Here is a 19,631-nt window from a genome sequence, read left to right as displayed (position 1 = left end):
ACGGCCGTGTACTGGGCGCACGTAGCGTGTACAGGACATGAGCAGCCTTGGTCTCACCACCCGCCCGCCACCCGGATCCCGCGAAGGACACCCCATGGAATTCCTGCGCCCCGCCACCTGGCAGGAGGCGCTCGCCGCCAAGGCGGAGCACCCCTCGGCCGTGCCCATCGCGGGCGGCACCGACGTGATGGTGGAGATCAACTTCGACCACCGCAGGCCGGACCACCTGCTGGACCTCAACCGGATCGGCGAGCTGGAGGAGTGGGAGACCGGCGAGGACACCGTGCGCCTGGGCGCCTCGGTCCCCTACTCGCGGATCATGGCGGGGCTGCGCCGGGAACTGCCGGGCCTCGCGCTGGCCAGCCACACGGTGGCCTCCCCGCAGATCCGCAACCGCGGCGGCGTCGGCGGCAACCTCGGCACCGCCTCGCCCGCGGGCGACGCCCACCCGGCGCTGCTGGCCGCCGGCGGCGCGGTCGAGGCGGAGTCGGTACGCGGCAGCCGGCTGATCCCGATCGACGACTTCTACACCGGCGTCAAGCGCAATGCGCTGGCGCCCGACGAGCTGATCAGGGCCGTGCACCTGAAGAAGGCGTCGGGGCCGCAGCAGTTCTCCAAGGTCGGCACGCGCAATGCGATGGTGATCGCGGTGTGCGCCTTCGGTATCGCGCTGCACCCCGACACCCGCACGGTCCGCACCGGCATCGGCTCGGCCGCGCCCACCCCCGTCCGGGCGAGGACCGCGGAGGAATTCCTCGCCGCGGCCCTGGACGAGGCCGGCCTGTGGGAGAACCGCGGACCCCTGCCGCCCGCGGTGGCGAAGCAGTTCGCGGTCCTGGCGGCCGCGGCGGCCAACCCGATCGACGACGTACGCGGCACCGCCGCCTACCGCAGGCACGCGCTGGGCGTGATGGCGCGCAGGACGCTGGGCTGGACCTGGGAGCAGTACCGGACCGACCAGCAGACGGAGGGCTGACGCACGAGCACGGGCAGTGGGCGGCCGAGGAACGAGGCCGTCCGCGGAGGGTGTGAGCAGGAAGACCGACCAGCAGAGCAAGAGGGGAGCGAGTCATGCGTGTGACCTTCACCGTCAACGGGCGGCCGCAGGAGGCCGACGACGTATGGGAGGGCGAGAGCCTGCTGTACGTGCTGCGGGAGCGGCTGGGGCTGCCCGGCTCCAAGAACGCCTGCGAGCAGGGCGAGTGCGGGTCGTGCACGGTACGCCTCGACGGTGTGCCGGTGTGCTCCTGCCTGGTCGCCGCGGGGCAGGCGCAGGACCGGCGGGTCGACACCGTCGAGGGCCTGGCCGGCGAGGACGGCGAACTGGCGCCGATCCAGCAGGCGTTCGTGGACGCCGGCGCCGTCCAGTGCGGCTTCTGCACTCCCGGACTGCTGGTCGCCGCCGACGAGCTGCTGGAACACAACCCGTCGCCCAGCGACGGCGACATCCGTGAGGCACTGTCCGGCAACCTGTGCCGCTGCACGGGCTACGAGAAGATCCTCGACGCGGTCCGCCTGGCGGCCGCCCGTACCGGACAGGCGGTGTGAGCAAGATGGGCATCACCCGTACGCCGACCAGTCTCACCCAGTCCTCCGCGACCGGGGGCGGCATCGGCGAGTCCACCCTGCGGCCCGACGGGACCCTCAAGGTCACCGGCGAATTCGCCTACTCCTCCGACCTGTGGCACGAGGACATGCTGTGGGGCTACACCCTGCGCAGCACTGTCGCGCACGCCGTGATCGCGTCGATCGACACCGGCGAGGCGCTGGCCACCCCCGGAGTCCACGCGGTGCTGACCTACGACGACCTGCCCACCGAGGTCAAGCACTACGGCCTGGAGATCCGGGACACCCCGGTCCTCGCGCACGGCAAGGTCCGCCACCACGGCGAGCCGGTCGCGCTGGTCGCCGCCGACCACCCGGAGACCGCCCGCAGGGCCGCCGCCAAGATCCGCGTCGTCTACGAGCCGCTGCCCGTCATCACCGACGAGGCCTCGGCGACCGCGCCGGACGCGGTCCTGGTGCACGAGGGCCGCGAGGACCACCACATCGGCCACGTCGCGCACCCCAACATCGTGCACCGCCAGCCGATCCTGCGCGGCGACGCGGACCGGGCCGCCGCGCGCGCCGACGTGGTCGTCACCGGCGACTACGTCTTCGGCATGCAGGACCAGGCCTTCCTGGGCCCCGAGTCGGGCCTCGCGGTGCCCGCGGAGGACGGCGGCGTCGACCTGTACGTTGCCACCCAGTGGCTGCACTCCGACCTGCGGCAGATCGCCCCGGTGCTCGGGCTGCCGGAGCGCAAGGTCCGCATGACGCTGTCCGGCGTCGGCGGGGCCTTCGGCGGCCGCGAGGACCTGTCGATGCAGATCCACGGCTGCCTGCTGGCGCTGCGCACCGGCAAACCCGTCAAGATCGTCTACAACCGTTTCGAGTCCTTCTTCGGCCACGTCCACCGCCACCCGGCCAGGCTCTGGTACGAGCACGGGGCCACCCGCGACGGCAGGTTGACCCATGTGCGCTGCCGCATCGTGCTGGACGGCGGCGCCTACGCCTCGGCCTCGCCCGCCGTCGTCGGCAATGCCGCGTCGCTGTCCATCGGCCCCTACGTGGTGGAAGACGTCGACATCGAGGCCCTGGCCCTCTACACCAACAACCCGCCCTGCGGGGCGATGCGCGGCTTCGGCGCGGTCCAGGCGTGCTTCGCCTACGAGGCCCAGATGGACAAGGTCGCCGCCCGGCTCGGCTTGGACCCGGTCGAATTCCGCCAGATCAACGCCATGGAGCAGGGCACCGTCATGCCCACCGGCCAGCGCGTGGACTCGCCCGCGCCGGTCGCCGAACTCCTGCGCCGGGTCAAGTCCCGCCCGCTGCCGCCGGAAAGGCAGTGGGAGACCACTGAGGGCGCCGACGTCCGCGCCCTGCCCGGCGGCCTGTCCAACACCACGCACGGCGAAGGCGTCGTCCGCGGGGTCGGCTACGCCGTCGGCATCAAGAACGTCGGCTTCTCCGAGGGCTTCGACGACTACTCCACCGCCCGGGTGCGGATGCAGGTCATCAACGGCGAGGCCGTCGCGACCGTGCACACCGCGATGGCCGAGGTCGGCCAGGGCGGCGTCACCGTGCACGCGCAGATCGCCCGCAGCGAGCTGGGCGTCACCCAGGTCACCATCCAGCCCGCCGACACCCGGGTCGGCTCCGCCGGCTCCACCTCCGCCTCCCGGCAGACGTACATGACCGGCGGCGCCGTCAAGAACACCTGCGAGGCCGTACGCGAGAAGGTCCTCGACCTCGGCCGCCGGAAGTTCGGCACCTACCACCCCGCCTGGGCCACAGCGGAGTTGCTGCTCGAAGACGGCAAGGTGGTCACCGACGGCGGTGAGGCGCTGGCCGACATCGCCGACGTCCTTGACGACGAAGTCGTCGACCTGGAGCTGGAGTTCAGGCACCGGCCCACCCAGGCCTTCGACCTGCGCACCGGCCAGGGCAACGGCCACGTGCAGTACAGCTTCGCCGCCCACCGCGCGGTCGTCGAGGTCGACACCGAACTGGGCCTGGTCAAGGTGGTCGAACTGGCCTGCGCCCAGGACGTCGGCAAGGCGCTCAACCCGCTGTCGGTCGTCGGCCAGATCCAGGGCGGCACCCTCCAGGGACTCGGGGTGGCCGTGATGGAGGAGATCGTCGTCGACCCCAGGACCGCGCTGGTCCGCAACCCGTCCTTCACCGACTACCTGATCCCCACGATTCTCGACACGCCGACCATCCCGGTCGACGTGCTCGAACTCGCCGACGAGCACGCCCCCTACGGGCTGCGCGGTGTCGGCGAGGCACCCACCCTGTCGTCCACACCGGCGGTCCTGGCGGCCATCCGGCAGGCCACCGGGCTGGAGCTCGACAGAACACCGGTCAGGCCGGAACACCTGACCGGGTCGTAGGCGCGGCAAGCGCAAGGCAACCGTTCGCCTCGGGCCGTCCCCCGGGTCGTGCAGGCCACGCATATCCCACATCCCCACCGCACCCGGCGGACGGGTGTCCCCGTGAACCTTGGGAGTCGGCACCATGACCCAGACACCGGTGGAGCCGCGCACCGCGGCGCGGGACGCGGGCTCCGGCCCGCTCGGGCCCGCAGGCAGATCCTGGCTCGACCGGTATTCCCACATCTCTGAGCGAGGCTCCTCGATCCCCCGCGAAGTCCGCGGCGGCGGCACGACCTTCATGGCGATGTGCTACATCCTGCTGGTGGTGATCGGCGCGATGATGACGGGCGACGCCCGGCACGCCGACTGGTCGGACCGCGCCGTCGCCGTGCCGGTCTCCATGGCCGTCGCCCTGATGCCCTTCACCTGCTCCATCACCGCGGGCGTCGGCGCCGGCGTGGTGTCGTACACCGCGGTCAGGGCCGCCCAGGGCCGGTGGCGCGAGCCCGGGGCCTTCCTGCGGATCCTCACGGCGGTTTTCACCGCCTACTTCGCACTGCACCCCATCGAAGGCTGGCTCGGGGTCAGCTGACCGCCGGACCGGGAGAACCGAGGAGCTGAAGACCATGCTGGACATCGCCGACGAGCTGCACCGCTGGTGCGCGCTGGGGCGGCCGTTCGCGGTCGCCACCGTGGCCGCCACCGGCGGCAGCGCCCCGCGCCGCCCCGGCGCCGCGCTGGCCGTCGACGCGGACGGCGCCGCCGTCGGCAGCGTGTCCGGCGGGTGCGTGGAAGGCGCCGTCTACGAGCTGTGCCGGGAGGTGCTGGCCGCGGGCGACGTCTCCCGGCCGGTGCTCCAGCACTTCGGCTACTCCGACGAGGACGCCTTCGCGGTCGGCCTGACCTGCGGCGGCGACATCGACATCCTCGTCCAGCGGATCGACCCGGCCGCCGCCCCGCAGATCGCCGCCGCCCTGTCCGCCGCCGCCTCAGGGGAGGCGGCGGCGGTCGCCAGGATCACCGCGGGCCCGGCCGACCTGCTCGGCCGGGCGCTGCTGGTACGGCCCGAGGGCCCCGCCGAGGGCACGCTCGGCGACCGGCTGCTGGACGCCACCGCGGCCGCCGAGGCCCGCGCGCTGCTCGCCTCGGGCCGCACCGGGACAGTCGGGATCGGCGCCGACGGCAGCCGCTGCGGCGAGCCGCTGACGCTGCTGGTCGAGACGAGCGTGCCGCCGCCGCGAATGCTGGTCTTCGGCGCGATCGACTTCGCGGCGGCGCTGGTGAGGGCCGGCGCCTTCCTCGGCTACCGGGTGACCATCTGCGACGCCCGCCCGGTCTTCGCCACCCCGCGCCGCTTCCCCGACGCCGACCAGGTCGTGGTGGACTGGCCGCACCGCTACCTGGCCGCCGAGGCGGACGCCGGGCGGCTCGACGCCCGCACGGCCGTCTGCGTCCTCACCCACGACCCGAAGTTCGACATCCCGCTGCTGGAGACGGCCCTGCGGATGCCGCTCGCCTACGTCGGCGCCATGGGCTCGCGCCGCACCCACCTGGACCGGCTCGGCCGGCTGCGCGAGGCCGGCCTGCGCGAACTCGACCTGGCCCGGCTGCACTCCCCGATCGGGCTCGACCTGGGGGCCCGCACACCGGAGGAGACGGCGCTGTCCATCGCCGCGGAGATCGTCGCCGTGCGGCACGGTGGTTCGGGCGTGCCGCTTACCGGGGCGCACATCCCGATCCACCACGACGCGGCTCCCGGCCGGCTGGGCCGCCACCCGGCGGCGTAGCCGCTCCCGGGGATCCCCCCGGGCTGCCCCGCCCCGTCCGTCCTGGGACCTTCCCCCGGCGGGTGGCCTGTCGCGCAGTTCCCCGCGCCCCTGGGTGGTTGCCACTTGCCGTGGTGTTGCTTTCTTTCCCGCCTCTTCGGCGGGGCGCTCCGTTCTCCGCCGGAGCTTCGCCTGGGGGTACCCCCACGCGCCCCTTGTGGCTTGCCCTCTGTGCGGAAGGTGGGCCTTGTCCGGGGCTCGCGGACGGGGGCTGTCCGCAGGGGGCAATACCGTAGGCGCATGGCCACCCAGGCGCTGGATCTGCGCACCCTCAACCGCACGCTGCTCGACCGCCAGCTCCTGCTGGAGCGGGACGGGGCGGGGGCCGAGGGCGTGGTCGGGCATCTGCTGGGGCTCCAGTCGCAGATGCCCTCCTCGCCCTATCCGGGGCTGTGGACGCGGGTGGGCGGGTTCGACTTCGGGGAGCTGGGCGAGCTGCTCGTCAAGCGGCGGGTGGTGCGGCTGGCGCTGATGCGCAGCACCGTGCACCTGGTGACCGCCGGGGACGCGCTGCTGCTGCGGCACTGGCTCGGGCCGATGCTGGAGCGGACCTTCCGCGGGTCGCAGTGGGCGCGGGGGGCGGCCGGCGCGGACCGGGCCGAGGTGATCGCGTACGGCCGCGCGCTGCTGCGCGAACAGCCGCGCACCCCGGCCGAGCTGCGTACCGAACTCGGCGGGCGCTTCCCCGCCGCCGACCCGGCGGCGCTGGTCAACGCGCTGCGCTCCTGGCTGCCGTTGGCGCAGCTGCCGCCGCGCGGGGTGTGGGGCGCGAGCGGCGGGACGACGTACGGCCTGCTGGAGGACTGGCTCGGCCGACCGCTCACCCCGCCGGACCCGGCGGACCTGGTCCGCCGCTATCTGGCCGCCTTCGGCCCGGCGAGCCCGGCCGACATGCAGAAGTGGAGCGGCATGACGGGGCTCAAGCCGGTCTTCGCCCGGATGGACCTGCGCTCCTACGCGGCCGAGGACGGCCGGGTCCTGCACGACCTGCCCGACGCCGAGCCGGCCGACCCCGACGTGCCGGTGCCGGCCCGCCTCGTCGCCGACTTCGACAACCTCCTGCTCTCGCACGCCGACCGCACCCGGATCGTGCCCGAGGCCTACCGCCGCCGGGTGATGACGGTCAACGGCCTGGTGCGCGGCACGATCCTGGTCGACGGATTCGTCGCCGGCATCTGGCGCTTCGACCGGGCGAAGGGCGCGGCGGCCGTCGCCGTCACGCACTTCACCCCGCTGGGCGCCGCCGACCGGGACGCCCTGACCCGCGACGGGCTGCGGCTGCTCGCCGCCGCCGACCCGGGCGCCGCGCACGGGGTGACCTTCACCGCGGGGTGAGTCAGCGGGCCGCCTCGAAGGCCCGCCCCGCCGGTGTCTCGACGGCACCGCTGTGGAAGAGGCCGCTGCTGGGCTTGCTGTCGTCGGCGCCGAGGCCGAACCACGCGTACCGCTGGAGATACGGCAGCCCGTCGAGCATCTTCGCGGCCGCCGTGACGAAGGCGGCCTGCTGCTGGTCGGTGGGGAAGCGGGTGCCGTGCGAGAAGTCGATCAGCGCGAACTCGGTGAGCCAGATCGGCTTGTGGTAGCGGTTGTGGACCGCCTGGAGATACGACTTGAGCTGCGCCACCGCGTTCGGCGTGGTGAAGTCGCCGCCGTACCAGTGCAGGGCGATGAAGTCGACGCGGTAGCCCTTGGTCTTCGCGCCCGACATGAAGCGGTCCAGCCAACCGCCCGCCGTGTCACCGCCGTAGGCGACCGCGGGGCTGCCGAGCACCTTGCCCGTCGCCTCCACCTTCGGCCACAGGGCCAGCGCCTGGTCGACGGTCATGTTCGACTGGGCGGACATGTCCGGCTCGTTGAAGCCCAGCAGATACGGTCCGGCCTTCTTCGCCTGCGCGAGCCCGTTCGCGTCCGCGCTCGCGCTGCCCCAGATCATCGGGACGAAGCCGGGGCCGCTGACCCCGCTGTGGGTCGTCGACCAGGTGTAATACCACGCGGCACCGGACTTGCCGAGCGCCGAGTCCACCCCGTCGAAGGTCCACACCCCGACGCCCTTGCGGGTCGAGGTGGCGGGCGGCGCGGGCGGCGGGGCCTTGGCCGGCGTGTGGGCGGCGGGCGGCTTGCTGCTCGCCGAGACCGTCGGCCTGGGGGAGGTCTTCGACGGGCTCGGCGAGGCTGTGGTGGCCGGCGGCGCGGTGGTGGCCCCGGCGGCGGTGGTCGTGACGGCGGGCGGCGCGGCGGAGGCGTCGGCGGCCGGCTCGGCGGCCTGGCCGCCGGCCGTCAGGTGCACCGCGAGCAGCGCGCCCGCCGCGACCGCGGCGACGGTGCCGACCGCGGCGCCGGTCACCCCTGCCGGGCCGTGCAGCAGCCGCGGCCTGGCCCGCGATCCGTGCCGCGCACCGCTCCGCCGTGGGGGGTGCGGGTGCGGAGCGGTGCGCGGGTCAGGGGCGGGGGGCGCGGGATGGGCGGGCGCCGGCGGCTGGCTCGGCGGAGACGGGTGGCCGAAGGCCGCGGGGGCGGCCGGCGCCTGCGCCGCGAAGGGGCCGCCGAGCCCGATCGGCACCGGCAGCAGCGGCAGTCCGCTGAGCAGCCGGTCCATCGGCAGCAGCGCGCCGCCGCGGCGGGTGCAGTCGGCGCAGCTGCGGATGTGCCGGGCGAAGCGCTTGCGCCACAGCGGGCTCGGCACACCGTCCCAGCCGCCGGTCAGGTGGTGCAGCCCGTCGCACTCGGGGCCGACGCCCAGCGCGCGTACCACCGACCGCGAGGTCTCCAGCTGCTCCTTCATGCGCTGCACCTTGACCGCCGCGTGCTGCCGGGTCAGGCCCAGCGCGTCGGCCAGCTCCGAGCGGCCGAGGTCGCCGGTCTCCTCCAGCCACCACAGCGCCAGCAGCGTGCGGTCGTCGCCGTCCAGCCAGCGGGTGGCCTCGGCGATGTCGCGGCGCTGGTCGGTCAGGCCGAGCCGCAGGATGGTCACGGCGGCGAAGTCGGAGGCCGGGTCGGGTATCAGCTCGGCCGCGTCCAGCGCGGTCTGGTGGTGCCAGGAGGCCTTGCGGGCCTGCTCGCGGTCCCGTACCTGGCGTACCGCGATGGCCACCAGCCAGGACCTGAAGGCCGCCGGGTCCCGCAGGTCGGCCAGGCCCCGCACCACCCGCAGCAGCGTCTCCTGCACGACGTCGTCCACGTCGTCGTGGCCGTCGAGCGCCCGGCCCACGATGTTGTAGACCAAGGGCAGGCACTGGGCGACCAGGTGGTCGAGCGCCCGCTGATCGCCCGCACGCGCGGCGGTCACCAGCCCGGGGTCGGGTCCGACACGGTCGCCTGCACGCATGCTGCTCCACTCTCCGTCCGTCACTTCTCCCTACGGACAGGAGACGGTGCCACGCCCGGCGGATAACGGAAACCCGCCGGGCGTGGCCAAGCGTGCCCGGACCTACGGGTTGGGCACGGTGTCGGTGAAGGCGGTGCCCGCGGAACGGTAACCCGCGCGACGACCCTCCCCCTGGTCGCACACACCACCTTCGGCGCGGTGAGCACCACCCCGAGTGCCGCACGATCGTTCGTCCGGGACACCTTGCAGGCGTGGGACTTGCGCCAACTCATCGAGCAAGCCGAGGTCATCGCCGGCGAACTGGTCACCAACGCCGTCAAGGCCACCCGCCACAGCGCCCGGCACAAGGACAGTCCTGCCAGCCTCGCCACGGTGAGCATCGAACTCCACCTTGACGACAGTGCCTTCCGTATCGCCGTGCGGGACAGCAGCACCGAGCAACCGGCGCTCCAGGTGGTCGGTGAAGACGCCGAAGGTGGTCGAGGGCTGTTCCTGGTGGAAGCGCTCAGCACCCGTTGGGACGCGTTCCCCGTGACAGGTGGCAAGGTCACCTGGGCGGAGCTTGACAGCTCCACACCCGCAGACGTCTGACGGTGTCACCGGCCAAGCGATCGCGCGGCGGTCAGGTGGGCTGTCGGGTCGGCGTGCGGCCGAAGAGGAGGGGGTCGATCGTGAGGGAGGTGGAGCCGAGGGGCTCCGCCAGGCGGCGGAGGGCGGATTCGGAGAGCCGAATCCAGTCCTGGCAAGGACCCAGCGCGGCTCGCAACCGCTGATCGGTGGTGAAGGCCACCGCGGTCCGCGCGCCCGCGGGGGTGCGCCACAGGCGGACGACGAGGCCCGCGGGGCCCCGCCGCACCGGTACGTACAGCGGCCGGAAGCCATCCATGACGTCACCGTAACCCGCCCCGCGCGAGCCCACACGGCGGCGAGCCGCCGCAGGGGCCGCCCCCTGGCGGGTGGCGCGGCGGGGCGGCAGGAAGCCGCCCCGCCGTGTTCGCGTACGGGGGGCGCGAAACGGCGGGGCGGCGTATGCGGGGGGCCGGTGGTGCCGGGTGTCCCGTCCCCACGATGACCCGGCGGCCGGCCCCCGGACCCGGCGCCGTCCGCTCAGGCGGCGCCGGGTGCTGTGGGAGGCCTTGCAAGCCGTACGGCTACATGTGCACGGCCGGGGGAGCGTCCTGGTCGCTCGGCGCCGGACGGCCGCCGCTGTACATGAACAGCGCCAGCACACCGCCGACCGCGAAGAGCGCGGCGGACCACCAGTACGCGGTCGCGTAGCTGTGCAGCGCGGAGTGCGCCTTGGCGAGCTTGTCCGAGTGGTGGGCCAGATACGAGGTCGCGGCGCTCGCGGCCAGGGTGTTCAGCAGCGCGGTGCCGATGGAACCGCCCACCTGCTGCATCGTGTTGACCGCGGCCGAGGCCACGCCCGCGTCCTCTTCGCCGACGCGCTCGGTCGCCACGCTCATCGCGGCCGGCATGACCAGGCCGAGGCCGAAGCCCATGACCAGCAGCGGGGGCAGGACGTTCGCCGCGTAGCTGCTGTTGAGGTCGAGGACGGTCAGCCAGGCCATGCCGGCCGCCGACATCACCATGCCCAGCGGCACGATCGGCCGCGGGCCGAGCCGGGGCAGCAGCGTGTTGGTGACGAGCTGGGCCGCCACCATCAGGGCGCCGATCATCGGCAGGAAGGCCAGGCCGGTCTTGATCGGGTTGTAGTGCAGCGAGAGCTGGAGGTAGTACGTCAGGAAGAGGAAGACGCCGAACATGCCGGCGCCGGAGAGCGCGAGCACCGTGAAGGACGCGCCCCGGTTGCGGTCGAGCAGCACGCGCAGCGGCAGCAGCGGGTGGGTGGCGCGCGTCTGCCACCAGCTGAAGCCCGCCACCAGCGCGACGCCTATCAGCAGGAAGCCCCAGGTCATCGGGGAGCCCCAATGGTGCGTCTCGGCGTTGGAGAAGCCGTAGACCACGCAGAACAGGCCGACGGTGACCAGCAGGGTGCCCGGCAGGTCCAGCTTCGGCCGGTTGGCCGGGGCGCCCTTGCGCAGCAGCGCCATACCGCCGATGAAGGCGGCCACGGCGAACAGCAGGTTCACGTACAGCGTCCAGCGCCAGCTCAGGTTCTGGGTCAGGACGCCGCCGAGCAGCATGCCGATGCCGCCGCCGGCGCCGGCGATGGCGCCGTAGATACCGAAGGCCTTCGCGCGCTCCTTGGCGTCGGTGAAGGTCGTGTTGAGCAGCGACAGCGCCGCGGGGGCGAGCAGGGCGCCGAACAGGCCCTGGAGGGCGCGGCCCGCGACCAGCACCTCGAAGTTCTGTGCCGCGCCGGCCAGCGCGGAGGCGGCGGCGAATCCGACGACGCCGACCAGGAAGATGATTTTGCGGCCGACCAGGTCGGCCAGCCGGCCGCCGAGCAGCAGCAGGGAGCCGAACGCGAGGGAGTAGGCGGTGACGATCCACTGCCTGTTGCCGTCGGAGAAGCCGAGTGCCTTCTGCGCGGAGGGCAGGGCGATGGTCACGACGGTGGCGTCGAGCACCACCATGAGCTGGGCGACGGCGATGACGGCCAGGACCCACCAGCGGTGGTTGGCCTTCTCCGTCGGAGCGCCGGGAGCGGCGTCGGACGGGGCTTTCGTGAGCCGGTCGACGGGGACGTCGGCCGCTGATTGCGAAGACATCAGGCGGAACTCCTGAGGTGGGACGGGGTAGGGCTGTACCGCAGGAAGAACGAAACCGTTTCGTACTCCGTGACCGTACGTCCGCCACTATCGAAACGCAAACGTTTCGCTGCTTCCCGGTGTGTGCGCCTGCTCACACCGCCCGCCGGGCCCGGGACTACGTGTCCGCGCGGCCCGTCACCGCGACCGCCACGCCCAGCCCGATCATCGCCAGCCCGCCGGTACCGCCCACCGCTGCCAGCCGCCGCGGCGAGCGGGCGAACCAGCCGCGGGCCGCTGACGCGGTCAGCGCCCAGACGCTGTCGCAGAGCAGCGCGATGGCGGTGAACACCAGTCCCAGCAGCAGCATCTGCACATGGACTCGGCCGGCGTCGCGGTTCACGAACTGGGGGAGGACGGCGGCGAAGAAGACCATCGTCTTGGGGTTCGTCACCCCGACGACGAAGCCCTCCCACAGGGTGCGCAGGTCGCCCCTGCGGGGCGCGGCCGAGCCCTCCTCGGCCTCGCCCCGCAGCGCCGCGGACAGCGTGCCGCGGGCGCGGAAGGCCTTCACGCCGAGGAAGACCAGGTAGGCCGCGCCGGCCAGCTTGAGCGCGTCGAAGAGGGCGACCGAGCGCGACACGACCTCGCCGAGGCCCAGCGCGACCAGCGCGATCAGGGCGTAGGCCCCGATGGCATTGCCCAGGACGCTGCCGAGGGCCGTACGCCGGCCGTGCGCCAGGGCGCGGCCCAGCACGAACAGCACACTCGGGCCGGGAATCAGCACCAGCACCAACGACAGCGCGGCGAAGCCGCCCACCCGATCGATCGTCACCCCCGGTACGCTACTCCCGCCCCCACGCTCCCCGCGCGTCCTTTTCCCGACGGGCCGTCACCCGCGCGGCTCGGGTGACTCCCGTGCGGCGTCAGGGGAGCAGGCCGGTGCGGCGGGCGGTGGAGACGGCTTCCAGGCGGGTGTGGGCACCCAGCTTGCGCATCGCGGACCGCAGATAGGACTTGACGGTCTCCGGCCGCAGCCGGAGCCGCGAGGCGGCCGCCGCGTTGGTCGCCCCGGAGGCGACGGTGGTCAGGACGTCCAGCTCGCGCGGGGTGAGCTGGACAACAGGGGGGCGGGCGGCGGAGGAAGAGGGTGCCGCGGCCGAGGCGAGCCGCGCACAGGCGGCCAGCAGCTCCTCGCGCAGCCGCGTGTCGGGAATGCGCACCGCCAACGCCCGGAGTTCGGCGTGTGCTTCGCGCACCTCCTCCCAGGCCCGCGGGTCGGCCGCGACCGGCGCCTGGCAGGACGCCAGCAGCCGCCGCGCCTCGTCCCGCACGGCCAGCGCCTGTTCGAGGTCGCGTGCCGCGTCGATCACGGCGGCCAGCGGCCGGTCGCCGAGGGCGTACGGCTGGCGCAGGGCGCCGTAGAGCACGCCCCGCACCTGCCGGTGCACCACGACCGGCACGGCGAGCACCGAGCGCAGCCCCTCCCCGGCGACGGCGGCGTCGTATTCGTGGCTGATGGCGCGCGAGGAGCCGTAGTCGGTCACGGCGTAGGGCCGGCCGAGGGCCAGGGTCTTGCCGCCGAGCCCGTTCCCGGTGCGCACCGAGAGCCCGCGGAGCGAGTCCGTGTCGGCCCCCGCCAGCTCGCTGATCCGGAACTGCCGGGCGCCGGCTCCCGAGACCAGCCCGCCGAAGGCCACGTGGAGCAGCCCTGACCTGCGCATCCGCAGCAGGGCGGCCCGCATGTCCATGGCCTCGCCACGGCTGCCGTCCACTGCGCCACCTCCTCACCCCCGTCCGGGGGTAGTGAGACCCACGTCACTACCGCACGATGCTACCGAGGGGACATCCACAAGGAGGACACATGGCGGCATCGGACGCGACCGGGGCATTCCGGGCCGCCCGGGACTTCCTGCTGCGGCACCGCGAGGACTATACGGCGGCCCGCGACGGCTTCCGCTGGCCGGACCCGGAGCGGTTCAACTGGGCGCTGGACTGGTTCGACGTGATCGCCGCGGGCAACGACCGCCCGGCGCTGTGGATCGTCGAGGAGGACGGCACCGAGTCGCTGATCTCCTTCCGCGAGATGTCCGACCGCTCCGACCGGGTCGCGTCCTGGCTGCGGGCCCGGGGGGTGCGGGCCGGCGACCGGGTGCTGCTGATGCTGGGCAACCAGGTCGAGCAGTGGGAGTCGGTGCTCGCGCTGATGAAGCTGCGGGCGGTGGTCATCCCCGCGACCCCGCTGCTGGGCCCTGCCGACCTGCGCGACCGGGTCGAGCGCGGGCAGGTGCGGCACGCGATCGTGCGGGGCGCTGACACCCCCAAGTTCGACGAGGTGCCCGGCGGCTACACCCGGATCGCGGTCGGCGGCGACGCCGGGGTGCCGTGGCTGGCCTACGAGGAGGCGTACGCGACACCGCCCGGCTTCACCCCGGACGGCCCGACGGCCGGGTCCGACCCGCTGATGCTCTACTTCACGTCCGGCACCACGGCGCAGCCCAAGCTGGTCGAACACACCCATGTGTCGTATCCGATCGGGCACCTCGCCACGATGTACTGGATCGGGCTGCGACCGGGCGACGTGCATCTGAACATCTCGTCGCCCGGTTGGGCCAAGCACGCCTGGTCGAGCCTGTTCGCGCCGTGGAATGCCGAGGCGACGGTCTTCGTGCACAACTACACGCGGTTCGACCCGGCGCGGCTGATGGCCGAGATGGACCGCTGCGGGGTGAGCAGCTTCTGCGCGCCGCCCACGGTGTGGCGGATGCTGATCCAGGCCGACCTGAGCGCGCTCACCACCCCGCCGCGCGAGGCGGTCGCGGCCGGCGAGCCGCTCAACCCCGAGGTGATCGAGCACGTGCGGCGGCTGTGGGGTGTGCTGATCAGGGACGGCTTCGGGCAGACCGAGACCGCCGTCCAGGTCGCCAACAGCCCCGGCCAGCTGGTCAAGGCCGGCTCGATGGGCCGCCCCACCCCCGGCTACACGGTGACGCTGCTCGACCCGGTGACCGGGGTGCCGGCCGACGAGGGCGAGATCTGCCTCGACCTGAGCAGCCGCCCGGTCGGCCTGATGACCGGGTATTCCGGCGACCCCGAGCGCACCGAGGAGGCCATGGGCGGCGGCTACTACCGCACCGGCGACATCGGCAGCCGCGACGCCGACGGCTACATCACCTACGTGGGCCGCGCGGACGACGTCTTCAAGTCCAGCGACTACAAGATCAGCCCGTTCGAGCTGGAGAGCGCGCTGCTGGAGCACGAGGCGGTCGCCGAGGCCGCCGTGGTGCCCGCCCCCGACGACCTGCGGCTCGCCGTCCCGAAGGCGTATGTGGTGCTCGCCGAGGGCTGGGAGCCGGACGGCGAGACCGCCAAGGCGATCTTCGCGCACTCCCGTTCGGTGCTCGCGCCCTACAAGCGCGTCAGGCGGCTGGAGTTCGCCCCGCTGCCCAAGACCGTGTCGGGAAAGATCCGCCGGATCGAGCTGCGGGAGGCGACCCTGCGGGGCGGCAGCGCCGAATACCACGAGGAGGACTACCGGTGACGTCCGAGCCCTCGTACGCGCACGGAACCGGGAGTACGCCCTTGCTCGGCGACACCGTCGGACGCAACCTCGACCGGGCCGTCCGCGCCCACCCCGACCGCGAGGCGCTGGTCGACGTGCCCAGCGGCCGCCGCTGGACCTATGCCGAGTTCGGCCGCGCGGTCGACGAGGTCGCCCGCGGACTGGCCGCCTGCGGTGTGAGCAAGGGCGACCGGGTCGGCATCTGGGCGGTCAACTGCCCGGAGTGGGTGCTGGTGCAGTACGCCACCGCCCGGATCGGCGCGATCATGGTCAATGTCAACCCGGCCTACCGGCTGCACGAACTGGCCTACGCCCTGCGGCAGTCCGGGGTCATGCTGCTGATCGCCTCCACCGAGCACCGCGGCACCGACTACCGCGTGATGGCGGAGGAGGTCCGCGCCAACTGCCCCGACCTGCGCCGGGTCGTGCACATCGGCGACCCGTCGTGGGACGCCATGACGGCCGCGGGCGAGGACCTCGACCCCGGCTACCCGGCCTCCGTCCAGGAGACGTTGAGCTGCGACGACCCCGTCAACATCCAGTACACCTCGGGCACCACGGGCTTCCCCAAGGGCGCCACCCTGTCGCACCACAACATCCTCAACAACGGCTACTTCGTGGGCAGTACGGTCGGCTACAGCGAACAGGACCGGATCTGCCTGCCGGTGCCCTTCTACCACTGCTTCGGCATGGTGATGGGCAACATCGGCGCCACCTCGCACGCCGCCTGCATCGTCATCCCCGCCCCGTCCTTCGACCCGTCCGCGACCCTGCGCGCGGTCGAGCAGGAGCGCTGCACCTCGCTCTACGGCGTCCCCACGATGTTCATCGCCGAACTGGCCCTGCCGGACTTCGCCGACTACGACCTCAGCTCGCTGCGCACCGGCATCATGGCCGGATCGCCGTGCCCGGTCGAGGTGATGAAGCGGGTGATGGCCGAGATGCACATGTCCGAGGTGTCCATCTGCTACGGGATGACCGAGACCTCCCCGGTGTCCACCCAGACCCGGCGCGACGACCCGGTGGACCACCGCACCGCCACCGTCGGCCGGGCCCTGCCGCACATCGAGGTCAAGGTGGTGGACCCCGCGTCGGGGGCCACGGTGCCGCGCGGCACGGCAGGTGAGCTGTGCACGCGCGGCTATTCGGTGATGCTGGGCTACTGGGACGAGCCGGACCGTACGGCCGAGGCGGTGGACACCGGGCGCTGGATGCACACCGGCGACCTCGCGGTGATGCGCGACGACGGCTACGTGGCGATAGTCGGCCGGATCAAGGACATGATCATCAGGGGTGGTGAGAACGTCTACCCGCGGGAGGTCGAGGAGTTCCTCTACGGCCACCCCAAGGTCTCCGACGTGCAGGTCGTCGGGGTGCCCGACGACACCTACGGCGAGGAAGTGCTGGCCTGCGTCATCCCCCGCGACCCGGCCGACCCGCCGACCCTCGGCGAGATCGCCGACTACTGCGAGGGCCGGCTCGCCCACTTCAAGATCCCCCGCCACCTGCGGGTCCTCGACGCCTTCCCGATGACGGTCAGCGGCAAGGTACGCAAAGTGGAGCTGCGGGCGGACTTCACGCAACCTGCCCCGGCGGCCGCGGACTTCACGCAACAGGACACGGCGCCCCCGGAGCTCGCACCAGAGGCATGACCGCGGTCGGGGCGTGCCCCCGGCCCGGTATAAACGCTCACCCTCCGGGCGCGGGTGGGCGCGGGCCCGAGGGCGCGTGGGGGCACCCCGCGTGGGGGCGAGGTGCTCAGCGCGTAGGAGGAGGGCCTGAGCGAATCAGGGCATCGGCCGCGTCGTTGACCGGCTGCGGCGTCCCCGTGAGGTCCATCACGAAGAGCGGCACCCCCAACTGGTCCGCGCGCGCCCGCGCGTCGTGCGCGTAACCGGCGAGAGAGAAGAAGGCCCCCGCCACATCCTCATTGGCACAGTTGAGCCAGAGGCACTCGACGTCCCGGACGGAGGTCGGCTGCGTGCTGGGGTCGACCTGGGCGACCATGCCCTGGCCGCGCAGGTCGATGCCGTTGGCCGTACGGTCGCCGGCCAGGCGTACTTCGGCGAAGCCGAGCCACTTCAGGTACTGGGCCGCCGCCGTCAGGGCGTCCCGTCCGGTGCGGATGGTGACCGGGCGGAACGGCGGCCGGTCGGAGGGCGGCGGCGGCACGTCCCCGGTCGGCGCGGGGGCCGCCGCGCCGGCGTGCGGTACGGGCGGCCGCCCCGGCTCGCCCGCCGCCTCGTCGTCCACCGGCAGCCGGATCAGCGCACCGCACGTGCAGCCGAACTCCGGCTGCGGCCAGTGGTCGGTGCGCCCGCAGTCGGGGCAGCGCAGCCGTACCCAGGAGTCGTCCCACGAGCGGTGCCTGATCTCCACCGGCAGCCCGCCGCGCAGCACCGGCAGGCACAGCGGCGCCCCGCAGGCGCAGGGATACGTCGGCGCGGTGTAGGTGTGGTCGCGGCGGCATGCCGGACAGCGCACCAGCACGCTCTCTGCCATGGGCCACCACTCCTGCTCGGTCTCGTGACCCCATAGTGCAGGATGTTCCCGCCCGCTGTGACCGGAGACGGACAGTCCGTCACCTGCGGGCGCCCGGTGGCGCGTTCGGCGCGGGCAGTCACGCACCGCCGGGCGGCGTCCGAGGGCCGCTCGGCCCGCGACCGGCAGCGCCGCCCCGACGGCGAGAGCCGCTCCGGCGGCGATTTCGGTGGCGATGCCCATGTCCTCGGGGTGCGCCAGGGATGCCCTTCGCGGCAGCGGCCCTGTGCATCCGGTGACGCCGTGGCCTGCGGCGGTCGGGTTCTCCGCCAGGGGGCCCCGTGATCCCCGGGCCGGTCCTGGCAACTTTCCGCTCCGCGTACGCAAATGCATCTTCTGAGGGTCGTGTGCGGGGACGCTGGCCGGGCGTCGGGCAGGTCACCGGCCGAGACCGGCGAGCAGACGGACTGCGGCAGAGCGGCGGGCGCCGGCCGCTCCGGCAAGGGGGCTTCGGCTGACCCCCGGGCGCCGCCCGCAGTGTCCCTCACTGCCGCGCCGGCGCCCCCGCCCGGTCCCGCCGCAGCTCAGCGGCCCGGCGCGCGCGGCCCCCGAATGGTCACCGCCTATTCACCCCGATCGTGCATGGCCTAAAGCGCGGGCGGCCGGAGGGCGGCTCGCGTAAAACCATCGGGTAATGGGTAGAGTTAACGCCGCTTTACACGCCGGTAATTTCTGCGGGATATGTCCGATTGCTCGCGTCCGTGCTCCGTGCATACGGTCCGGTGTGTCCCGGTTGCGGGCGGGAATTCGGCTTTGCGGGCGTGCGTGCGGTGCGCGCCGCATTGCTTGCCGGGCGGCGGGCGGATTCCCTGGACAAGGTAAAGAGGCCTGCCGTACTGTCCTCCGTGACCGCAACCAGCCAGACCGACTGGTATTTCAGCCGACGCCCCGCGCACTCCTGCGGGGCGGCGGCAGTGGTCGACACGGGGCTACGGGGATGGTGGGTTGGTGGTTTTGTCCAACGCGCTCGAAAACAGTTCTGCATTGCCAACGGAAAATACCGGACCGCAGCCGCGCGCTGCGGACCATACGCGGTTCACCGTACTCGGAATGCTGGCGGTTGCAGACGGCAGTGAATCGGTGGTGCTTCAGCCCTCGCGACCTGCGGCGTTGCTCGCCGCATTGCTGCTGAATGCCAACTCCGTGGTTTCCGTGGATTTCCTGCAACGCGTCATCTGGGGTGAGGAAACCCCCGCTCAGGGCAAGTCCGCACTGCACAGCTGCGTTCTGCGGCTGCGCCGCCTGTTCGGCAAGTACGGCATCGCCGGCAATATGATCGAGGCCGTGCCCGGTGGTTACCGGCTCACCGCGGACGCCGCCACGCTCGACCTGGTCCGCTTCCGCGAACTGCTCGGCGCCGCCTATGCCACCGGGGACCCGGAGGCCGAACTGCGGCTGCTGCGGGACGCGCTCGCGCTGTGGCAGCCGCCGCTGCTCGCCAATGTGCCCTCCGACCTGCTGCACCGCGACGAACTGCCGAGGCTCCAGGAGGAGTGGTTGCGCGCCATCGAGCGTGTCTTCGACCTCGAACTGGAGTGCGGCAGGCATCGCGAGGCGCTTGCCGACATCTGGTCCACCGCCCGTGCCTATCCGTTGCACGAGCGATTCACCGAACAGTTGATGGAAGCGCTGGACCGGGCCGGGCGCCGGGCCGAAGCACTTGGCGAATACCGGCGGCTCAAGTCGTATCTCGCGCAGGCACTCGGTGTCGACCCTGGTTCGGCTCTGCAACGGCTCGAACTCGCCATTCTGCGCGGCCAGTCGCCCAGCCGGCGGGAGCCCGTACCGCCGCGCCGGCCCCCGGCG

The 19,631-nt window shown here is 73.0% G+C and carries 13 protein-coding genes and 3 pseudogenes; 10 read left to right on the top strand and 6 right to left on the bottom strand.

Annotation, left to right across the window (positions count from 1 at the left end; genetic code table 11):
- Positions 1-94: 94 nt before the first annotated feature.
- From OG900_08195 to OG900_08170, 6 genes and pseudogenes are all read left to right on the top strand, one after another.
- Complete coding sequence (locus tag OG900_08195) at positions 95-976, top strand: xanthine dehydrogenase family protein subunit M (protein ID WUH90090.1); 882 nt, start codon at positions 95-97, stop codon at positions 974-976.
- Positions 977-1,071: 95 nt separating this feature from the next.
- Positions 1,072-1,548, top strand: coding sequence for a (2Fe-2S)-binding protein (locus OG900_08190; protein WUH90089.1), 477 nt, complete (start codon positions 1,072-1,074; stop codon positions 1,546-1,548).
- Positions 1,549-1,553: 5 nt separating this feature from the next.
- A complete protein-coding gene (locus OG900_08185; GenBank protein WUH95667.1) occupies positions 1,554-3,935 on the top strand; it encodes a molybdopterin-dependent oxidoreductase in 2,382 nt (793 codons plus the stop codon).
- Positions 3,936-4,236: 301 nt separating this feature from the next.
- A pseudogene (locus tag OG900_08180) lies at positions 4,237-4,509 on the top strand (NCS2 family permease).
- Between the two features lie 34 nt (positions 4,510-4,543).
- A complete protein-coding gene (locus tag OG900_08175; protein WUH90088.1) occupies positions 4,544-5,704 on the top strand; it encodes an XdhC family protein in 1,161 nt (386 codons plus the stop codon).
- A 279-nt stretch (positions 5,705-5,983) separates the two neighbouring features.
- Positions 5,984-7,078, top strand: a complete 1,095-nt coding sequence (locus tag OG900_08170) for a winged helix DNA-binding domain-containing protein (GenBank protein ID WUH90087.1) — start codon at positions 5,984-5,986, stop codon at positions 7,076-7,078.
- A gap of 1 nt (position 7,079) precedes the next feature.
- Here the strand turns inward: OG900_08170 and OG900_08165 are convergent, their stop codons facing one another.
- The gene (locus OG900_08165; GenBank protein ID WUH90086.1) at positions 7,080-9,068 is read right to left on the bottom strand and encodes a sigma-70 family RNA polymerase sigma factor; all 1,989 of its coding nucleotides are present in this window, start codon (positions 9,066-9,068) and stop codon (positions 7,080-7,082) included.
- Positions 9,069-9,266: 198 nt separating this feature from the next.
- Here OG900_08165 and OG900_08160 point away from each other — a divergent pair, with 198 nt between their 5' ends.
- Positions 9,267-9,659, top strand: a complete 393-nt coding sequence (locus OG900_08160; protein ID WUH90085.1) for an ATP-binding protein — start codon at positions 9,267-9,269, stop codon at positions 9,657-9,659.
- A 70-nt stretch (positions 9,660-9,729) separates the two neighbouring features.
- Here OG900_08160 and OG900_08155 read toward each other — a convergent pair.
- From OG900_08155 to OG900_08140, 4 genes and pseudogenes are all read right to left on the bottom strand, one after another.
- Positions 9,730-9,954, bottom strand: a pseudogene (locus tag OG900_08155) (hypothetical protein).
- Between the two features lie 265 nt (positions 9,955-10,219).
- Complete coding sequence (locus OG900_08150) at positions 10,220-11,743, bottom strand: MFS transporter (protein WUH90084.1); 1,524 nt, start codon at positions 11,741-11,743, stop codon at positions 10,220-10,222.
- Positions 11,744-11,900: 157 nt separating this feature from the next.
- Positions 11,901-12,557: a LysE family translocator gene (locus OG900_08145; GenBank protein ID WUH90083.1), complete on the bottom strand. Its 657-nt coding sequence runs from the start codon at positions 12,555-12,557 to the stop codon at positions 11,901-11,903.
- 91 nt (positions 12,558-12,648) lie between these two features.
- Positions 12,649-13,467, bottom strand: coding sequence for a LuxR C-terminal-related transcriptional regulator (locus OG900_08140; GenBank protein ID WUH95666.1), 819 nt, complete (start codon positions 13,465-13,467; stop codon positions 12,649-12,651).
- A 119-nt stretch (positions 13,468-13,586) separates the two neighbouring features.
- Between OG900_08140 and OG900_08135 the strand changes: the two genes are divergently transcribed.
- Together OG900_08135 and OG900_08130 are read left to right on the top strand one after the other, a co-directional pair.
- The gene (locus tag OG900_08135) at positions 13,587-15,263 is read left to right on the top strand and encodes an AMP-binding protein (GenBank protein ID WUH90082.1); all 1,677 of its coding nucleotides are present in this window, start codon (positions 13,587-13,589) and stop codon (positions 15,261-15,263) included.
- Positions 15,260-16,936, top strand: coding sequence for an AMP-binding protein (locus tag OG900_08130; GenBank protein WUH90081.1), 1,677 nt, complete (start codon positions 15,260-15,262; stop codon positions 16,934-16,936). The genes OG900_08135 and OG900_08130 overlap by 4 nt, the downstream gene beginning before the upstream one ends.
- 106 nt (positions 16,937-17,042) lie before the next feature.
- Here the strand turns inward: OG900_08130 and OG900_08125 are convergent, their stop codons facing one another.
- Entirely contained in the window at positions 17,043-17,786 is a 744-nt protein-coding gene (locus OG900_08125) for a hypothetical protein (protein ID WUH90080.1), read from the bottom strand.
- A gap of 1,089 nt (positions 17,787-18,875) precedes the next feature.
- On the opposite strand from OG900_08125, the pseudogene OG900_08120 reads away from it, so the two are divergent.
- Positions 18,876-19,589 (top strand): annotated as a pseudogene (locus OG900_08120) (AfsR/SARP family transcriptional regulator).
- The last annotated feature ends 42 nt before the right edge of the window (positions 19,590-19,631 follow it).

The organism is Streptomyces sp. NBC_00433 (assembly GCA_036015235.1).
In the GTDB taxonomy this organism is placed as follows: domain Bacteria; phylum Actinomycetota; class Actinomycetes; order Streptomycetales; family Streptomycetaceae; genus Actinacidiphila.
This window is presented reverse-complemented; position numbering and strand designations above follow the sequence as displayed.